This window comes from Exiguobacterium sp. s157, assembly GCF_018618205.1.
In the GTDB taxonomy this organism is placed as follows: domain Bacteria; phylum Bacillota; class Bacilli; order Exiguobacteriales; family Exiguobacteriaceae; genus Exiguobacterium; species Exiguobacterium chiriqhucha.
In genome coordinates this window covers 681,600-697,531 of sequence record NZ_JACSLQ010000001.1, presented here as the reverse complement: position 1 = coordinate 697,531, position 15,932 = coordinate 681,600, and the positions used below count along the sequence as shown (strand labels likewise).

Genomic DNA, 15,932 nt, shown 5'->3' with positions numbered 1-15,932 from the left:
CCAATTCTTGAGTTGGAAACGCTACCATATAAAAAAGTCGTGTCAGATGGATGAAATGGCTTTACAGAACCGTTCGAATGGTTAACTATAGAGGAAATATACAACAGAGAGAAAGAGGTACACCGTATGGTCATTATTCAAGGGATCGCACTTTTACTGTTGATTCTCGCCCTATTCACATTATTCAGCTACAAAGCCCCGTTCGGGATGAAAGCGATGGGTGCCCTCGCTGGTGCCGCCATCGCCAGTTTCTTGGTCGAGGCGTTCAACGCCTACGCCATCGGCGGTCTGCTCCCGCTTCCTTTATATGAAGAAGTCGGACAAGCAGCCGGTTCGCTATCAGGCCCTGCCGCAGCCGCGCTCGTATCAATCGCCCTCGGCATCAATCCGGTCTACGCGCTCATGCTCGGACTATCGGTCGCGGGCTTCGGGATTCTTCCCGGCTTTTTCGCCGGCTATATCCTCGCACTCGCCGGTCGCAAATTGGACCGGCACTTGCCGGCCGGTGTCGATATGATTTTTTACGTCATCATCATGGCTCCGCTCGCCCGTCTCGTGGCGACTGGCGTCGACCCGCTCGTCACGAACACGCTGACACAAATCGGTGCGGTCATCGAACTCGCCGCGACACAGAATCCGGTCGTGATGGGACTTGTCCTTGGTGGCATCGTCACGGTCGTCTCGACGTCGCCACTTAGCTCGATGGCACTCACGGCGATGCTCGGTTTGACAGGCGTACCGATGGCCATCGCTGCCCTCGCCTTGACGGCGTCGATCTCGATGAACTTTTTGCTGTTCAAACGGTTGGACATAGGAACGAAGAAAGACCAACTATCGGTCGCGATCGAACCGCTCACGCAAGCCGACCTCATCTCGGCGAACCCGATTCCCATCTATAGCGTCAACTTTGTCGGCGGTGCGATTGCCGGACTCATCGTCGCCATGACCGGGATGGTGAACGATGCCCCAGGTTCCGCTGCCGGGATTCCGGGCTTGCTCGTCATGTACGGCTTCAATGATTGGCAGACCGTGACGGTGACGGCGCTCATCTTGTTCGGTGTCGGAATCGTTGCCGGACTCGTCGGCAGTAAACTGTTCCGTAACTTCCCAATCACGCGCCAAACTGAAAAAATGGCCGCTTCGGACGAAGATGCCGCTTAATATGAAAGGTTCTCACTCCATCTCGAGTGAGAACCTTTTTGTTATCGTTCCGCTTGCACCTCGGTGACCGTCTCTGCGACCGGTGTCCGATAGAGCGGAAAGAAATCAGATGGCCCGTAGCGAAGCAAATGGTCTTGGTTCAACCGATGATAGACCACCTCGTCGAGCACGGCTTGACCGATGTAATACGTGAGCGGCTCATCACCGGAGAAGCTCTGCTTGAAATCGAAGAGCGCATCTTCCCCGGTCGCACCGCCACCAAGATGCACGTATGTCTTCTCTTTCTCGATCGCGCGACGAATCATCTCCCGGAACAAGAAGTGGTTCGGTCGGAGTGCCAAGTAATCCGCATCCGATCCGCCGAGATGATAGTGGGCCCCGTCGTCCCCGAACAACATGAACACGCCCGCCACGATGACGCCTTCATGGACGGCAAACAATAATTCCGTCTCACACGTATCGCTGTTCCATAGGTCCTCGAAGTATCGGTCCGGGAAGTAATAGATGTCGTTCGCAGCACGCCGGTCCATCGTGGCCCGATACAGTCGAATGAACTCACACAGTTCATTCGACTGCCCACGAGCGACCGTCACCTGTTCACGTACAGCTCGCTTCACGTTCCGTTTCGTCATCTTGCTGAAACGTTGCTCAAGCTGTTCGAACGAATCATCAAGTCGGACGTGGACCGTCTGCCGAATCGGGACGGCTTGCCCGAACGCATGCATCAAGTCCGGATCGATGCGACAAGGGTGATAACGAATCGTCTCGGTGACGGTCGCTTGATTCTCGGGACGCTGCAGAAAGAGTCGGCGCGCCTCCTTGACGTCCTCGTTCGTGAAGTTGCCTTCACGGAACGGGCCGCCGTAACCGTACGCCGTCACGAGGTCATCATGGCGATGTGCGATTGGACGACGGATATACGGGTACAGCAAAATCCCATCATCCTTGGCCGCGATATACAACTCAGGCTGCTCGCCGGGTTCACAGTTGGCCAACACATAGTCGTAATGGTCATACGAATCACAGTTGACCTCCCGCAACCAGTTCTCCCACTCCCAACGGTGTTTCACGATTTGATTGAACATCATCCGTTCCCCTCTTCCTAAAGTTCGTCATTGGTTCGAAGCGTGACAGGACAGTCTAAAGTCGTTTCCTAATGTCTTGTTCCCATTCACCGCTGACTATTTGAAAGAGACGGATAGCTTTTTGTTGTTAACAAACATGAAGCGAGTTTGTTCATTCACAATAAAATCATCATGATTTCTTTTTAAATTACGGAAAAAGACGACCGTGCCGAACACGGCAGGTCGTCCTACAAAATTATGAGTTGAAGTCGAGGACACGTTGGGAACGGGACGACTCACGGGCCGTCTCGATGACGCGTGTTGTCAAAAGCGCGTCATCAAGTGGGACGAGCGGACGTCGCGTCGTATAGCTATCCGAGAGCGCTTGATAGAATGTCACATAGCCGCCCGGTTCGATGTCAATCGTCGTTTCCGAATCCGTGACGACCGCTCCGGTCTCACGGTCGGGGCATCTGACCTCTCCGTTCCGGAGACACGCCTCCTGTGGATCGAGCCCGAATTTGAGGAAGCTGCCTTCCGTCCCGTGCACTTCGAACCGCGGCGCCTCGATGGCGATGAACGGGTTCGAGCGAAGATAGACCCGCTTCTCTCCATAATGCAACGTCACATGGAAACCATCATCGGACTGACCCCCGTCACGTTGTACCATGACATCGGCCGATACCTTGTCCGGCGCCCCGAACAAGACGAGTGCTTGGTCGATCAAATGACTGCCGAGGTCGAATAAAATTCCGGCGCCCGGCCCCGCGTTCTCGCGCCAACGGTCACGGACGATCGGACGGAACCGATCGAACCGGGACTCGAGCACTTTCCAATCGCCGAGGCGTCGTTCTTCCAGCAGCCGTTTGACGGTCAAGAAGTCTCCGTCCATCCGCCGATTATGGAACACGTTGACGATGCCGTCACTTGCCTGTTCCAGTCGGAGTAACTCCTCCCCTTCCTCGGTCGTCACGAACGCCGGTTTCTCGACGAGCACGTCTTTGCCTGCTGTCAGGCAATGTTCGACCATATCCTTATGTAAATGGGATGGTGTCGTGATGACGAACAACGAAGCGTCTGTCGCAAGTGCCTCGTCTAACGTCGCGTACACCGAGACGTCACCGAGTACGGCTTGTACATCCTCAGGGCGTGAAGAGACGACACCATCGATTTGGAAGTCATCGAGTTCCTGTAAAAAGGGTAAATGGAATGTCGTCGCGGAGAAGCCGAAACCGACAAGTATTGTATGAATCATTTTGTTTCCTCCCATCAATTCGCTTTTCAGTATACCAAAAAAAGGGGTTGGTTGACCCCTTATGCACTGACACTCTCATCCATATTGTATTCGAACGTGTTGTATCCGTCCCGTGAGTCCACGAAGACGAAGCCAAACCGTGGATAATAACTATTCAAGAACGCATTGTCGGCCACACAGTCGAGTCGAATCGGTTCATGTGTGTCGGCCTCACGCAAGACGTGCTCCATCAGTTGTTGACCGACGCCTTGGCCTTTTAACCGTTCGCTGACGACGATTCGATGGATGTATTGACCGCGTTCGCCATCTTCCCATAAATTGTGATCCCAGTCATCTGCCGGAAGTAAGGCGATCGAGGCCAATACCGATTCGTCTTGCTCGTACACGTAGACGTGTCCCGAGGAGATGTCCGTCTGCACCCGATCCATGAGGTCTTGCTCCAAATATTCCGTCCATTGATCGCTACCTTGTTGTTTTAGCGCTACGGCTCGTTGTTCGATTAGGTCCGCGATGTGCTTGGCATCGCGTTTCGTCGCGAGTCGAATCATAACGTCCTCCTTTGTATTGCAGTATTTGAAATACAAATATAACGGACCATTTCGACTCTTTTCAACCATCTTGCTCACATCATGTGAACGGGACGACCTCGCCGCCGTTCAATTGATAGCTGTACGTCATCGTCGCGTTCAGACTGTGCGATACGGAACAATAGCGGTCGACCGACAACTCGATGGCACGGCGGACCCGTTCTTCCGGCATATCCCCGTCAAGGACGTACAAGATATGAATCGCTGTGAACTTCTTCGGATGTTCCGTCGCCCGGACGCCGTCGATTTTCATCTCGAACCGCTCGAGCGGCAAACGCATCTTATGCAGAATCGAGACGATATCGATGCCTGTACAGGCCGCCGTCGCCTGCAGGAGCATCTCGGTCGGCCGTGGACCGGTGTTGAGACCACCGACTTCCTCCCCGGCGTCGAGCGTCACATCATGCCCCGACGGCGTCGTCGTCTGGAACGCCATCCCTTGTTTCCAATTCACTTGTAAATGCATCTCTGTCTCCTCCTTATGTTTCGATAGCTTACTATTCCCTTGAATGAGGTATTATTAATCTATGCAGTGAAATTGTCGTTTAGGGAGTTGGTCGCATGGATTGGTCGGTCATTATTAGTTGGGGACTGTATATCGTCCTCGGATTGAATTTATTGTTCGCATTAGCCGTCATATTCGCGGAGCGCCGTGACGTCGGGGCGACGTGGGCATGGCTGCTCGTTTTATTTTTCTTACCAATCCTAGGGTTCATCGTCTACATGTTTCTCGGACGTCAGTTAAAGAAAGATAACTTCTTCAACTTGAGCGTCGAAGAGCGCTCATTCCACGCCCTTCAAGTCGACAGTCAAATCGAGCAGATTCGCCGGAAAGAGACGATGATTGCTCAACCGTTATTCGAGAAGTACGAGCAACTGCTCGAGATGAACTTACGCTCCTCAAAATCTTTGATTAGTGTCCACAACAAATCTGCCATCATGCACGACGGGGAACAAAAGTTCAAAGCGCTCATGGACGATATTCGGAGCGCCGAGACGGAAATCAACATCCAGTACTATATCATCCAACGGGATGCGCTCGGAAAGGCATTGATCCATGAACTGATTGAACGAGCCAAGGCAGGCGTCAAAGTGCGGCTCCTCTATGACGCGGTCGGTTCGCGCAGCCTCCGCAACTCCGACTTCAAAGAGTTGATTGCCCATAACGGCGAGGTGCGTGTCTTCTTCCCGCCGACGCTCGGTTTAATCAACTTTAAGTTGAACAACCGGAACCACCGGAAAGTCGTCATCATCGACGGTAAAATCGGTTACGTCGGCGGCTTCAACGTCGGGACCGAATACCTCGGCCTCGTCGAGAAGTTTGGTTACTGGCGCGATACGCACCTTCGAGTCGAGGGAGACGTCGTCTACCATTTGCAACACCGGTTCATCCTCGATTGGAACTATTCCGGCAGCAAACATCATGACCCGGAGAACTCGTTCTGTTTCGCCCGCCATGACATCAAGGATATGTCGCCGATGCAAATCGTGACGAGCGGTCCGAACTCAGACACGGAACATTTGAAAAACATGATGATTAAAATGATTATGTCGGCGAAGGAGCGCGTCATCATTCAGACGCCTTACTTCATCCCGGATACGAGTTTCATGGACGCCTGTAAGATGGCGCTCCTGTCCGGTGTCAAGATGGACATCATGATTCCCGGCAAGCCCGACCATCCGTTCGTCATGTGGGCGTCACTGTCATTCCTCGGCGAACTGCTCGACTATGGGGCGAACGTGTATATGTACGGGGAAGGTTTCCTGCACGCCAAGACGCTCGTCGTCGATGATGAGATTTCAACCGTCGGGACGACGAACTTGGATGCCCGCAGCTTCCGCTTGAACTTCGAAGTGAACGCCGTCATCTATGACGAGCGGGTCGCGCTCGAACTCGCCTCATTGTTCGAGTCAGACGTCGCCGTCAGCCGGAAGTACACGATTGACGATTATTCAGCCCGGAAATGGACCGTCCGAATGCGCGAAGGCGTGTCACGATTGCTCAGTCCGATCTTATAACCTCCATTTATTGTAGTCGCCCTGTTATGTCGGATTAGCCATCGACATGACGGGGCGATTTTGTTGGGTCGAAGGTGAACGTTTACCTCACAACAAGCTGTGACGGTTTCTCGTCATATTCTAAATTTTGTTAGCTTTTAAAAGAATAATCGCTAGTTCTTTCCCAATTTAGGGTATAAAGTATCAGTACGAACGTCCTACACTACCGCTACGGTTAGGAAAGGAGGAAGTATGCGTTCACGCATATGTCATACAATGGCTGATCAAGAACGGACTCATCATGACACGCACACCACGAAACCCGATCCTTCCTCATGGGACCAGCTTCCAATCGGCCTGTTCGCCTTCGATCGGCACGGCCAAATCGTGAGCTACAATGAATCATTTGTCCATTTACTTGGGATACTTCCAACCTCGAATCTAATATTCGAGCGATGTAGCTCTTCCTCGTTCGACTTCTTGGGCGCCATCCGGAACGTCTTAAACGGGGAGACAATTCGCATGGCTGGCTGGTATAAGGCGCCGGAGCGGCAACCTCGCTTCATCCGGACGACGATGTCCCCGAGTTTTTCAGCAGATGGAAAACTCGACGGCGGTGTCGGTATTTTAGAAGACGCGACGGAACAACGTCGCTATGAAGAGCGGATGGAGCACTTGTCGTCGCTCGACCCGTTGACAGAGCTGTATAACCGGAAGAAAGTCGGAGACGTCCTCTCGACGACGGCCCAAGAGACGGTCGACAAACGGGCACCCGCCGCCGTCATCATGCTCGACATCGACTATTTCAAACTCGTCAACGACACGTTCGGGCACCCGACCGGTGACCTCGTCTTGCGCTCGATCGCCCAATTGCTCAGGCGCAACATCCGCAAGTCGGACTCTATCGGACGTTGGGGCGGTGAAGAGTTTTTAATCGTCGCGCCCCAGTCGACACTCGCCGACGGTGTGCAACTCGCCGATAAACTCCGACAAAAGATTAACGCCGAGCCGTTCGGTCCCGTCCCGCGCGTCACTTGTTCGTTCGGCGTCAGCGCCCTTGAAGATGGGAAGACGGTCGAACAGGCGCTTCAAGATGCCGATGAGGCACTGTATATTGCCAAGAACCGCGGCCGGAATCAAGTATCGAGTAAACGTTAACTAACTGATGCCACCAAAAAGAGGATGCCGCAGCATCCTCTTTTCTATACATTGAAGCGTGAGACAAGCTCCTGCAACTCTTCCGCCATATCCGCGAGTGCCTTCGCGGACTGTGCGATTTCTTCCATCGAACCGAGTTGGTCCTCGGTCGTCGCCGCCACTTGTTTCGAGGCGACCGAGTTCTCGTCGGCGATATGGGCAATTTGTGTCGCCGCGGCCGATACTTCCTCTACGTTCGCCGCGATCTCTTCAACCGTCGCCGTCACGTCCTCGATGCGCGGCGTCATCGCTTGCGTTTGCGTCATGATTTTCTGGAAACGCTTGGCCGTGTTCTCCGTCGTCTCGAGCCCAGCTTTCGTATGGGCCGACACTTCTTTCATCAACTGGACCGAACGTTCCGTCTCTTGTTTGATATTATCAATCAACTCGGAAATCTGTTTCGTCGACTGTTGTGACTGTTCGGCAAGCTTTCTGACCTCGCTCGCAACGACGGCGAAGCCTTTCCCGTTCTCGCCGGCCCGTGCCGCTTCAATCGCGGCGTTCAAGGCGAGCAAGTTCGTCTGGGTCGCGATGCCGTTGATGACATCGACGATATTGCCAATCTCGTTCGACCGATCGGCGAGCGAGTGGATGACTCTGCCGAACGTCTCGACCGACGAGTCGATCGCTTGCATCTGGACCACGTTCTCCGTGACGGCAGTCGTCCCCTCCTCAGCTTCGAGCGCGGTCTCGCGCGACAGCTCGGACACATCCGTCGAGCTCTCGGCGATGCGCATGATGCCGCCCGTGATCGCTTGGAGCGAGACGGCGTTATCATCAAGTTGACGTTTCGAATCCTCCGCACCGGCGGCCATCTGTTGGACCGCTCCAGCGATTTGTTCCGAGGAGGCCGTGTTCTGAGCCGAGTTGGCCATCAATTCCTGCGACGAGGCGGCGACTTGTCCGATCGATTGATCAAGACTTTGAATGATAGCGCGCAGAGAACGCGTCATCTCATTGAAACTCGCGGCGACACGCCCGACTTCGTCATTCGATTCGACGACGATGTCTTCGGTCAAATCTCCGGCTTGAATTCGTTCAGCTCCGACGGTCAAACGATTCAATGGACGTAAAATCGAACGTAAGATGACGTAGAGCAGGCCAGCTGCCAAGACGAGCATCAATCCGATCACCCCGACTGTCGTCCATAAGATTCCAGACGTCTCATCCGTGATTTCCTCATCATACAACGTCCCGGCAATCTTCCACCCCGTCAACTCGTTTGTCATAAAGTCTATCTGTTTGCCTTCATTCTCCAACTCATAAGCAAAGCGGCCCGCTTCTCCCGAATAGAGCGGTTCAATCCACTCGCCTTCTGCCTTCTCTCCGGCTGCCATCGTCGGATGGGTGACGAACTGTTGCAACGCATCAAGAATCGTCACGTAGCCTTCTTTCCCGATTTGAATGCTCACCGCGACGGCTGCGATATCGTCGACCTCGACGTCAACCGCGATGACCCCGCGACCGTCCGTCCCTGTCTGAGACAGCGTGACCATCATCTTGTTCGAGGCCGCATCGACGTACGGGTCCGTCACCACGACGTTCCCACCGGCCGCTTCGGCCGCCTCATACCATGGACGAGTCCGCGGGTCGTAATCATCCGGTAACTCTTGCGCCGGATAAATCGTCATCTCCCCTCCCGTCGAGGCGTAGTAAATATTCGTCACGTTCGGATGCGTCTCCAAATACTCAAGAAACTTCTCTTCCAGGTCAAGGTTCTCTGCCCCCGACTCATAGAGGGACGAATCAATTCGTCCGGCAAAGAACGCAACATCGCGTTGGATTGGTTCAATCAAGTTGGTGATTTCATCATTCATCCGCTCCACTCCCGCGTGGGCCGACTGCATGATTTGTTCGGTGATCTTTTGTTTCGCCTGATTGTAGGCGACAAATCCAATCAATAAAGAAGGGATCAATAATAGCACCAACGACATCGTAATCAATTTTTGTTTAATGGTGATCGTACGGTCGTGCTTTCGTCTCATAAAACATCTCCCATTCCCGAGAAAACTCGTTATGTTAACCTTTGTATCGGACAGTGGGAAGAGGATGTTGACACCCTAGACAAAAAAACATCACCTTTTTCTATTTTTCGTTACTGAAACCCTTTTCATACACAAAAAGACCGTCTGTTCGCAAGAAGCGAACAAACGGTCTCAATCGTTGGTCAAATAGCGGGCCAGATTGTCGAGCGTGGAGCGAAGTCCGGCATCATGATCTTGTTTCTGGATGCCCGGCGGTACGTTTTCACAAACGATTGTGACGCACGTCCCTCCATCGAGCGCCTCCAAATACCACGTCTGAATCATCTCACCAGCAAAAGCCGGGTCTGCTGACTCGAATGTACCCATCTGCACAATCTTGAGACCGGGGACGAGATCCAAAAAGCGTCCGTTCGACACATCGGTCCGGTCCGTCGTTTTGCCGGAGACGAGATCGGCTTCTTCATACGTGAGGACGAGCTGATACGTGCCGCCGACCCATGGCTCGAACACGGTCGCGCGAGCCGACATCCCTTTCGGCGGAAGCCACTCGACGAGCTCATCAGAGTTGAGAAATGCTTGATAGATCCGTTCTGGAGTTGCCTCAATCCATGCCACGGCTGTATCGATGCGTCGATTCATATCGGATCACTCCTTTAGCGCGTGCTACAGTACAGTCAGGAGTGCGGAACTTCCTTTTAAATTTCTTCGCCAAATCAACTCTCAAGATACATATCCATGCGTAACAATTCGTCTCGAAGCGGGGATAAATCTATTACCGAATGGACGCCCATCATATAGTCGTATCCAAAGAACACTTTGAACCTATACTCTTCGTCTGACTCATTCACTTTAGACTCTAACTCAGCGTAAAGTGCATTCCTTAACATGAGTCGAAGCATGTTCGGGATTTGGTCTCGTGACAGTGCCTTCCCTGGCCTCACTTTTTTACGAAGATCTCTCATCCTGATCGGATAAAGCGCATTGAACGCGCTTTTCGAAGAGGGGCGATGCGCATAATCACGTCGTTCAAGATAGGAGACAGTCAATGTCTTCACTCCTAAATAACCCATGATTCGCTCAATCGCTTCAACGTAATTCGATTCCACGCGGAGATATTCCTCCAACGTGAAGACGACACCGTCAAACGCTCGGAGGATGTCCGTGATTTCCGTCCACTCGTCAATTTTTCCTCTCGTTTCAGGATGATATTTGGTTATGCTATAGATGTTCACATAGTCACCTAGCCTGTTCCTTTGTTTTGTGTGTAGTCTAAAAAAAGGACACGACAGTAGAGTCGTGTCCGATTATGCTCCGACAATCGCGTCGTGATTCCCTTTCGTCCATCCGTAGGCGACTTCACGGAGGGCAAGTTCCCCGAACAAGCGCTCTTTCGCATCGATGACTTGCCCGTCACGTTGCTCATAGAACGTGCGGTAAGGGTTCAATTCGAGCGCCCAAATGATGAGCCCGTGATTCGACATCGCTTGAATCGCTTGCTCCAGCAATAGCGAACCAATCCCGTTACGCTGATGGTCCTCTAGAATGTAAATCGCATAAATCTCATTCGGATGGTCCGGATATTCGCCCGTCCGTTCTTCCCCGTAAAGAACGAACCCGACGATTTCCTCTTCGACGATGGCGACAAACCCTTCGACTTCTCGTTTCGCGAGGGCGCTGCGGACCTTTTCAGACCACTCGATTGCGTTCGAACCGAGCTTCAAGAGAAAGTCGGCCGGCACAATTCCCCGATAGGTTGTGCGCCATCCGTTCACCCTCACCCGCGCAATCCCGTAAGCGTCTTTTGGCTCGGCTTTCCGTATGAGCATCCGTACCCCCTCCTTAGCGTAAGTTTTACAAGTATTTTACCACAAATCACCCAATCGAAATCAGACTTCTTCCAGATTTGACTGACAATCATTTGACAAAAAACGACCGTAGGAAATCCTACGGTCGTACTGGTCAAGCGACGTTACGCGTTGTTGTAGCTTGCGTCTCCGTCAATGGTTTTTTCAAGAACGAGAGGAGGAGTGCTCCAATCAAGGCTCCGGCGAGAATCGCGAGGGCGTAAAGTCCCATGCTCATGACGACGTTTCCAGCTCCTTCAAGGAGTGGGAAGACGAAGATCCCACCGTGTGGCGCTGGCAATTGGATCGCGAAGAAGGCGGACAATCCACCTGCAATCGCAGATCCGAGAATCGCTGACGGCAATACCCGAATCGGGTCGGCCGCTGCAAAAGGGATGGCCGCTTCCGTGATGAACGAGGCACCCATGATATACGCTGTCTTCCCGGCTTCACGTTCTTGTTTCGAGAACTTTTGACGGGCGAACACAGTCGAAGCGAATGCGACGAGAAGCGGTGGTACCATCCCACCGGCCATGACAGCTGCCATGATTTCTTGGTTACCGGCAGTGAGTGCAGCTGTACCAAAGACGTAGGCTGTTTTGTTGATCGGACCACCCATATCGACGGCCATCATTCCACCGACGATAACACCGAGCAAGATGGCGTTGGCGCCGCTCAGGCTGTTCATGACATCCATCAACCATGTCATGAAGGCTGCGATCGGTTTATTGACAACGAGTAACATGATCATACCGGAAATAAATGACCCAAGTAACGGATAGAGTAATACCGGTTTAATTCCTTCAAGCGAGGCCGGTAGTTTAGAAAGTGCTTTAACCAAGAAGAGGACGACATATCCGGCAAGGAAACCAGCGATGAGTCCGCCGAGGAATCCGGCGCCACCTTGACTGGCTAATAAACCAGCGACAAGACCTGGTGCGAGACCTGGACGATCGGCGATTGACATCGCGATGAAACCGGCAAGAATCGGGACGAGGAAGCTAAAGGCTGCCCCACCGATTGTGTTGAGTTGTGCCGCAAATTCATTGAATGACGGGTCATCCGGGTTTGCCGAGTTGATGCCCCAGAAGAAGCTGATGGCGATCAAGAGACCACCAGCGACGACGAGTGGGAGCATCGCGGATACACCGCTCATCAAGTGCTTATAGATGCCTGTGCGCTGTTCTTTCGTCCCACCTGACGAACCAGTTCCTCGATACACCGGTGCGTCTTGTTTGACGGCCCGGTTGATCAACTCTTCCGGCTTCCGGATGCCTTGGGCGACCGGGACTTCGATGACATGTTTTCCGGCGAATCGGTCCATCTCGACGGCTTTATCGGCCGCGACGATGATGGCAGTTGCTTTCGCGATATCGGTCGCTGTCAATTCGTTTTTGACACCGGTCGAACCGTTCGTCTCGACTTTGATGTCAACTCCCATCGCCTCTGCTTTTTGCTTCAAGCTATCGGCAGCCATGTACGTGTGCGCGATACCCGTTGGACAAGCCGTGACAGCAAGGATGTAAGGTGCATCGGCTTGAACCGGTTTCGAAGCAACAGGAGCCGCCTCAGCCGCTTCTTTTTCTTCGATGGCCCGGATGACATCATCTTCTGATGTGGCCGCATAGAGACGTTCTTGGAACGCTGGATCCATAAGGAAGACAGATAATTTCGAGAGTGTTTCCAAGTGTTCGTTATTGGCGTGCTCTCCGGCGGCGATCATGAAGAACAAGCGGCTGTCTTGGCCGTCGAGTGCTTCGTAATCGATGCCTTCCGAGCGCCCGAAGGCGATGGCCGGTTGTTTGACGGCTTTCGTCTTCGCGTGCGGGATGGCGATCCCTTCACCGAGTCCGGTCGTACTTTGTGCTTCACGTGCGAGAATGGCGTCGCGGTAGCCGTTACGGTCCGATAGTTTGCCAGCGCGGTCGAGCACGTCGACGAGTTCTTCGATGACTTCGGCTTTCGAACGGCTGCGGAGATTCAGTTGAATCGTGTCCTTTTTAAGAAGGTCCGTGATATTCATGTTGTTTCCTCCAATCGAGATAGTGGGGTGACGCTGACTTCGCCGACCAAGCGGTCCACGTCTTCTTTTGTGCACAGCCCGAACGTATATGCAGACGCGCTGCCGGTCGTGACCGCATAGCGGAACGCTTCGGTTGCGTCGTGGTCGAGAATGTTGGCGACGAATCCTGCGACGAGTGAATCGCCTGCGCCGACCGAGTTGACAAGTTTGCCGCTCGGTGTGTTCGCCGTATAGGCGCCTGAACTGTTGACGAGCATCGCACCGTCACCGGCGAATGAAACGATGACGTTTTGGGCACCGCGTTTGACCAACTGCTCCGCATATGGGAGCGCCTGTTCGAACGTCTCGATGTCTGTATCGAACAGTTCACCGAGTTCATGGTGGTTCGGTTTAATCATGAGCGGTTTGAGTGAGAGGACTTCGAGCATCGCTTCCTTCGTCGTATCGACGACGAACTCGGCACCGTTTGCCCGCACCGTCTCAGCGAGCGTGCGGTAGAGTGTATCCGGCAGATTGCCCGGAATGCTTCCGGCGAGGACAACGATGTCGCCCGGTTGAACGTGATCGAACTGACGCGTCAACCGTTCAAGTTCCGTGTCCGAGATGACCGGGCCGCTCGCGTTCAATTCCGTCTCTTCTTGCGCTCGAATTTTGACGTTGATGCGCGTCTGACCATCGACTTCGACGAAATCCGTTTGGACGCCTTTGTCGGTCAGCGCCTTCTTGATGAAGTCTCCCGTCGTGCCGCCGACGAATCCTAACGCGACTGTTTCGACGTCATATTCACGTAAGACGAACGCGACGTTGATGCCTTTTCCTCCGGCCCGCTGCGTCGTCTCTTGAATCCGGTTGACTTCACCGAGGACGACTTCAGGGAGCGTCACGTAATAATCGATTGAGGGGTTCAGTGTTAACGTGTAAATCATTGGGCGTTCACCACCTTTGTAATTGATTGAATTGAACTGACGCTTGTCGAGTCGCTCCATGTGACGAGTGTAGCCGCTTCGAGCGGAGCCACCCGACTGAACGAACGTTTCCCGAATTTTGAATCGTCCGCCAAAATGTACGCCTCGCGAGCCAGTTCGATTGCTGTTTTTTTGACGAGTGCCTCTTCCGGGTCTGGGGTCGTGTACCCGGCCTCTAGGTCGACGCCATTGATGCCAAGAAAAGCGAGGTCGACCCGATAGTTCATCATGCTCTCCCGAGCGTTATAGCCGACGAGTGCCTGTGTCGACCGTTTCAACTCACCGCCGATCACGAACGTCTTGATATCGAGGTCGAACAAGTCGTTGGCGATCGGTAAACTGTTCGTCACGACGATGACGTCTTTTCCATCTAAAAAAGGAACCATCGCTTGCGTCGTCGTCCCGGCATCGAGATAGACGGACATCCCGTCTTCGATGAATGTCGCGGCCTTCCGTGCGATCGCGACTTTTTCATCGACGTGTTGATCTCGTTTCTCCTCGAACGTCGGCTCTTCTTCGTAGCGGGCCACGAGCGTTGCGCCGCCGTGTACCCGTTCGAGATAACCTTCTGCTTCGAGGTCGGTCAAATCCCGGCGAATCGTCGACTCCGACGATGCCGTCAACTCGACCAATTCTTTCAATTTGACAATCTTTTGCTCCGACAGACGTTGCAAAATCAGTTGATGTCGTTGCTTCGTTAACATCATATTCCCTCCGTAGCTCTAATATAAAGCGTTTTCATTTAAAAAACAATCATAAACATTCAAAAACATTCATCTTTTTTTACGTTGTCACAATTATAACATAAAAAACGGTCACTTAGTGACCGTTTTTGACAGTTCATTATCGTTTCATCAACCAATCGTTCAATCGGCGGATGAGTTCGGGATGAAGCGGCGCCTCAATGGCGTCCCGATATTCCTTATGCAACGTGAGGAGCGCGTGCGGACTCGTCCGTTCGACGAGCAAGTGGTTCATGTCATGGATGATGTGGCTGTCGACGTCCCCTTTCGTCCGAATCGAATGGACGTGCTCCGGTGGGACTTGGACGTCGCGGTCGCCGGTCAGGGCGAGCACGGGAACACGCACATGTTCGAGCCGCTCCCGGACGTCATAGGATGCATGCTCGCGAATCCATTTGGCGTTGACGACTTGGCCGCGGTACTTGAAGGCGGCGACGTTCGTCCGTAACGACCGTTCAAGCAAATCGTCTTGGCGCTGGCGAATCTTCTTCGGGACGCCGGTCAATCGATAGAACACGCCCTTGAGTCCTTTCACCGAACCGACTTCAGTTGCGAGTGCGTCGGCTTGCAGCAAGAACATCTTCTTCGAGGAATCGTTGAATCCGGCAAGAAGAATCAGTCCGGCCGCGTTCGTCTCTAGCTGGACCGCCGGGGCGATGACGGCCCCTTCGCTGTGACCGAGCACATACATGTCCCCTGCGTCCGGCTCCTGTTTGATGACGTTGACGACGGTGATCGCATCTGTCACCAGGTCGTGCAGCCCGACTTTATTGAAATCACCGTCCGATTCACCGATGCCTTGTTTGTCATACCGGTAGACGTTGACACCCATCTTAAAGAGCGCCTCGGCCAGTTTTTTATACGTGCCGAATTGGGATGGTCCCAAATTGCCGTCCCGGTCGCTCGGCCCACTCCCGCTGAGCAGGACGACCGTCTTACGGGGTTCGCCGTGGGTCATCCACGTACCGGCCAGTTGTCCATAATTCGTTGTCACGTTCAGTTGTCGTTCCATCGTATCGCCTCCCCTTTCATCATACCGAAGTATTTAAGAGAGGACGAGTGTTTATCCGTAAAGAAAAGACGTTCTTATTAGGAACGTCTCGGGGAAAA

At 53.2% G+C, this 15,932-nt stretch carries 15 protein-coding genes; 3 read left to right on the top strand and 12 right to left on the bottom strand.

The features are described 5' to 3' along the window. The first annotated feature begins 126 nt into the window (after positions 1-126). Positions 127-1,161, top strand: a complete 1,035-nt coding sequence (locus KNP67_RS03600) for a PTS sugar transporter subunit IIC (RefSeq protein ID WP_214755921.1) — start codon at positions 127-129, stop codon at positions 1,159-1,161. Between the two features lie 41 nt (positions 1,162-1,202). Here KNP67_RS03600 and KNP67_RS03595 read toward each other — a convergent pair whose 3' ends face one another. The 4 genes from KNP67_RS03595 to KNP67_RS03580 all read right to left on the bottom strand — a co-directional run bounded on the left by KNP67_RS03595 (position 1,203) and on the right by KNP67_RS03580 (position 4,533). Then, complete coding sequence (locus KNP67_RS03595) at positions 1,203-2,249, bottom strand: lipid II:glycine glycyltransferase FemX (protein WP_214755920.1); 1,047 nt, start codon at positions 2,247-2,249, stop codon at positions 1,203-1,205. 232 nt (positions 2,250-2,481) lie between these two features. Then, complete coding sequence (locus tag KNP67_RS03590) at positions 2,482-3,480, bottom strand: Gfo/Idh/MocA family oxidoreductase (protein ID WP_214755919.1); 999 nt, start codon at positions 3,478-3,480, stop codon at positions 2,482-2,484. Positions 3,481-3,539: 59 nt separating this feature from the next. Beyond that, on the bottom strand, positions 3,540-4,028 hold the full coding sequence (locus tag KNP67_RS03585) for a GNAT family N-acetyltransferase (RefSeq protein WP_214755918.1): 489 nt from the start codon (positions 4,026-4,028) through the stop codon (positions 3,540-3,542). Positions 4,029-4,107: 79 nt separating this feature from the next. After that, the gene (locus tag KNP67_RS03580; protein WP_214755917.1) at positions 4,108-4,533 is read right to left on the bottom strand and encodes an OsmC family protein; all 426 of its coding nucleotides are present in this window, start codon (positions 4,531-4,533) and stop codon (positions 4,108-4,110) included. A gap of 95 nt (positions 4,534-4,628) precedes the next feature. Here KNP67_RS03580 and cls point away from each other — a divergent pair, with 95 nt between their 5' ends. Together cls and KNP67_RS03570 are read left to right on the top strand one after the other, a co-directional pair. Further along, complete coding sequence (gene cls, locus KNP67_RS03575; protein WP_214755916.1) at positions 4,629-6,086, top strand: cardiolipin synthase; 1,458 nt, start codon at positions 4,629-4,631, stop codon at positions 6,084-6,086. A gap of 231 nt (positions 6,087-6,317) precedes the next feature. Beyond that, entirely contained in the window at positions 6,318-7,223 is a 906-nt protein-coding gene (locus KNP67_RS03570) for a GGDEF domain-containing protein (RefSeq protein WP_214755915.1), read from the top strand. 44 nt (positions 7,224-7,267) lie between these two features. On the opposite strand, the gene KNP67_RS03565 is transcribed toward KNP67_RS03570, so the two are convergent. The 8 genes from KNP67_RS03565 to KNP67_RS03530 all read right to left on the bottom strand — a co-directional run bounded on the left by KNP67_RS03565 (position 7,268) and on the right by KNP67_RS03530 (position 15,834). Then, positions 7,268-9,247, bottom strand: coding sequence for a methyl-accepting chemotaxis protein (locus KNP67_RS03565; protein WP_214755914.1), 1,980 nt, complete (start codon positions 9,245-9,247; stop codon positions 7,268-7,270). Positions 9,248-9,418: 171 nt separating this feature from the next. Continuing rightward, positions 9,419-9,886 (bottom strand): SRPBCC domain-containing protein, encoded by a 468-nt coding sequence (locus KNP67_RS03560; RefSeq protein WP_214755913.1) that lies wholly within the window; start codon positions 9,884-9,886, stop codon positions 9,419-9,421. A gap of 74 nt (positions 9,887-9,960) precedes the next feature. Beyond that, complete coding sequence (locus KNP67_RS03555) at positions 9,961-10,353, bottom strand: hypothetical protein (RefSeq protein ID WP_214755912.1); 393 nt, start codon at positions 10,351-10,353, stop codon at positions 9,961-9,963. Between the two features lie 198 nt (positions 10,354-10,551). Beyond that, positions 10,552-11,073, bottom strand: coding sequence for a GNAT family N-acetyltransferase (locus KNP67_RS03550; protein WP_138859476.1), 522 nt, complete (start codon positions 11,071-11,073; stop codon positions 10,552-10,554). Positions 11,074-11,206: 133 nt separating this feature from the next. Further along, positions 11,207-13,114, bottom strand: a complete 1,908-nt coding sequence (locus tag KNP67_RS03545; protein WP_214755911.1) for a PTS fructose transporter subunit IIABC — start codon at positions 13,112-13,114, stop codon at positions 11,207-11,209. Continuing rightward, positions 13,111-14,040, bottom strand: a complete 930-nt coding sequence (pfkB, locus tag KNP67_RS03540) for a 1-phosphofructokinase (RefSeq protein WP_214755910.1) — start codon at positions 14,038-14,040, stop codon at positions 13,111-13,113. The genes KNP67_RS03545 and pfkB overlap by 4 nt, the downstream gene beginning before the upstream one ends. Further along, on the bottom strand, positions 14,037-14,783 hold the full coding sequence (locus tag KNP67_RS03535) for a DeoR/GlpR family DNA-binding transcription regulator (protein WP_029595570.1): 747 nt from the start codon (positions 14,781-14,783) through the stop codon (positions 14,037-14,039). Before KNP67_RS03535 ends, pfkB begins: the two co-directional genes overlap by 4 nt. A 139-nt stretch (positions 14,784-14,922) precedes the next feature. Continuing rightward, positions 14,923-15,834, bottom strand: coding sequence for an alpha/beta hydrolase (locus tag KNP67_RS03530; protein WP_214755909.1), 912 nt, complete (start codon positions 15,832-15,834; stop codon positions 14,923-14,925). Positions 15,835-15,932 lie beyond the last annotated feature (98 nt).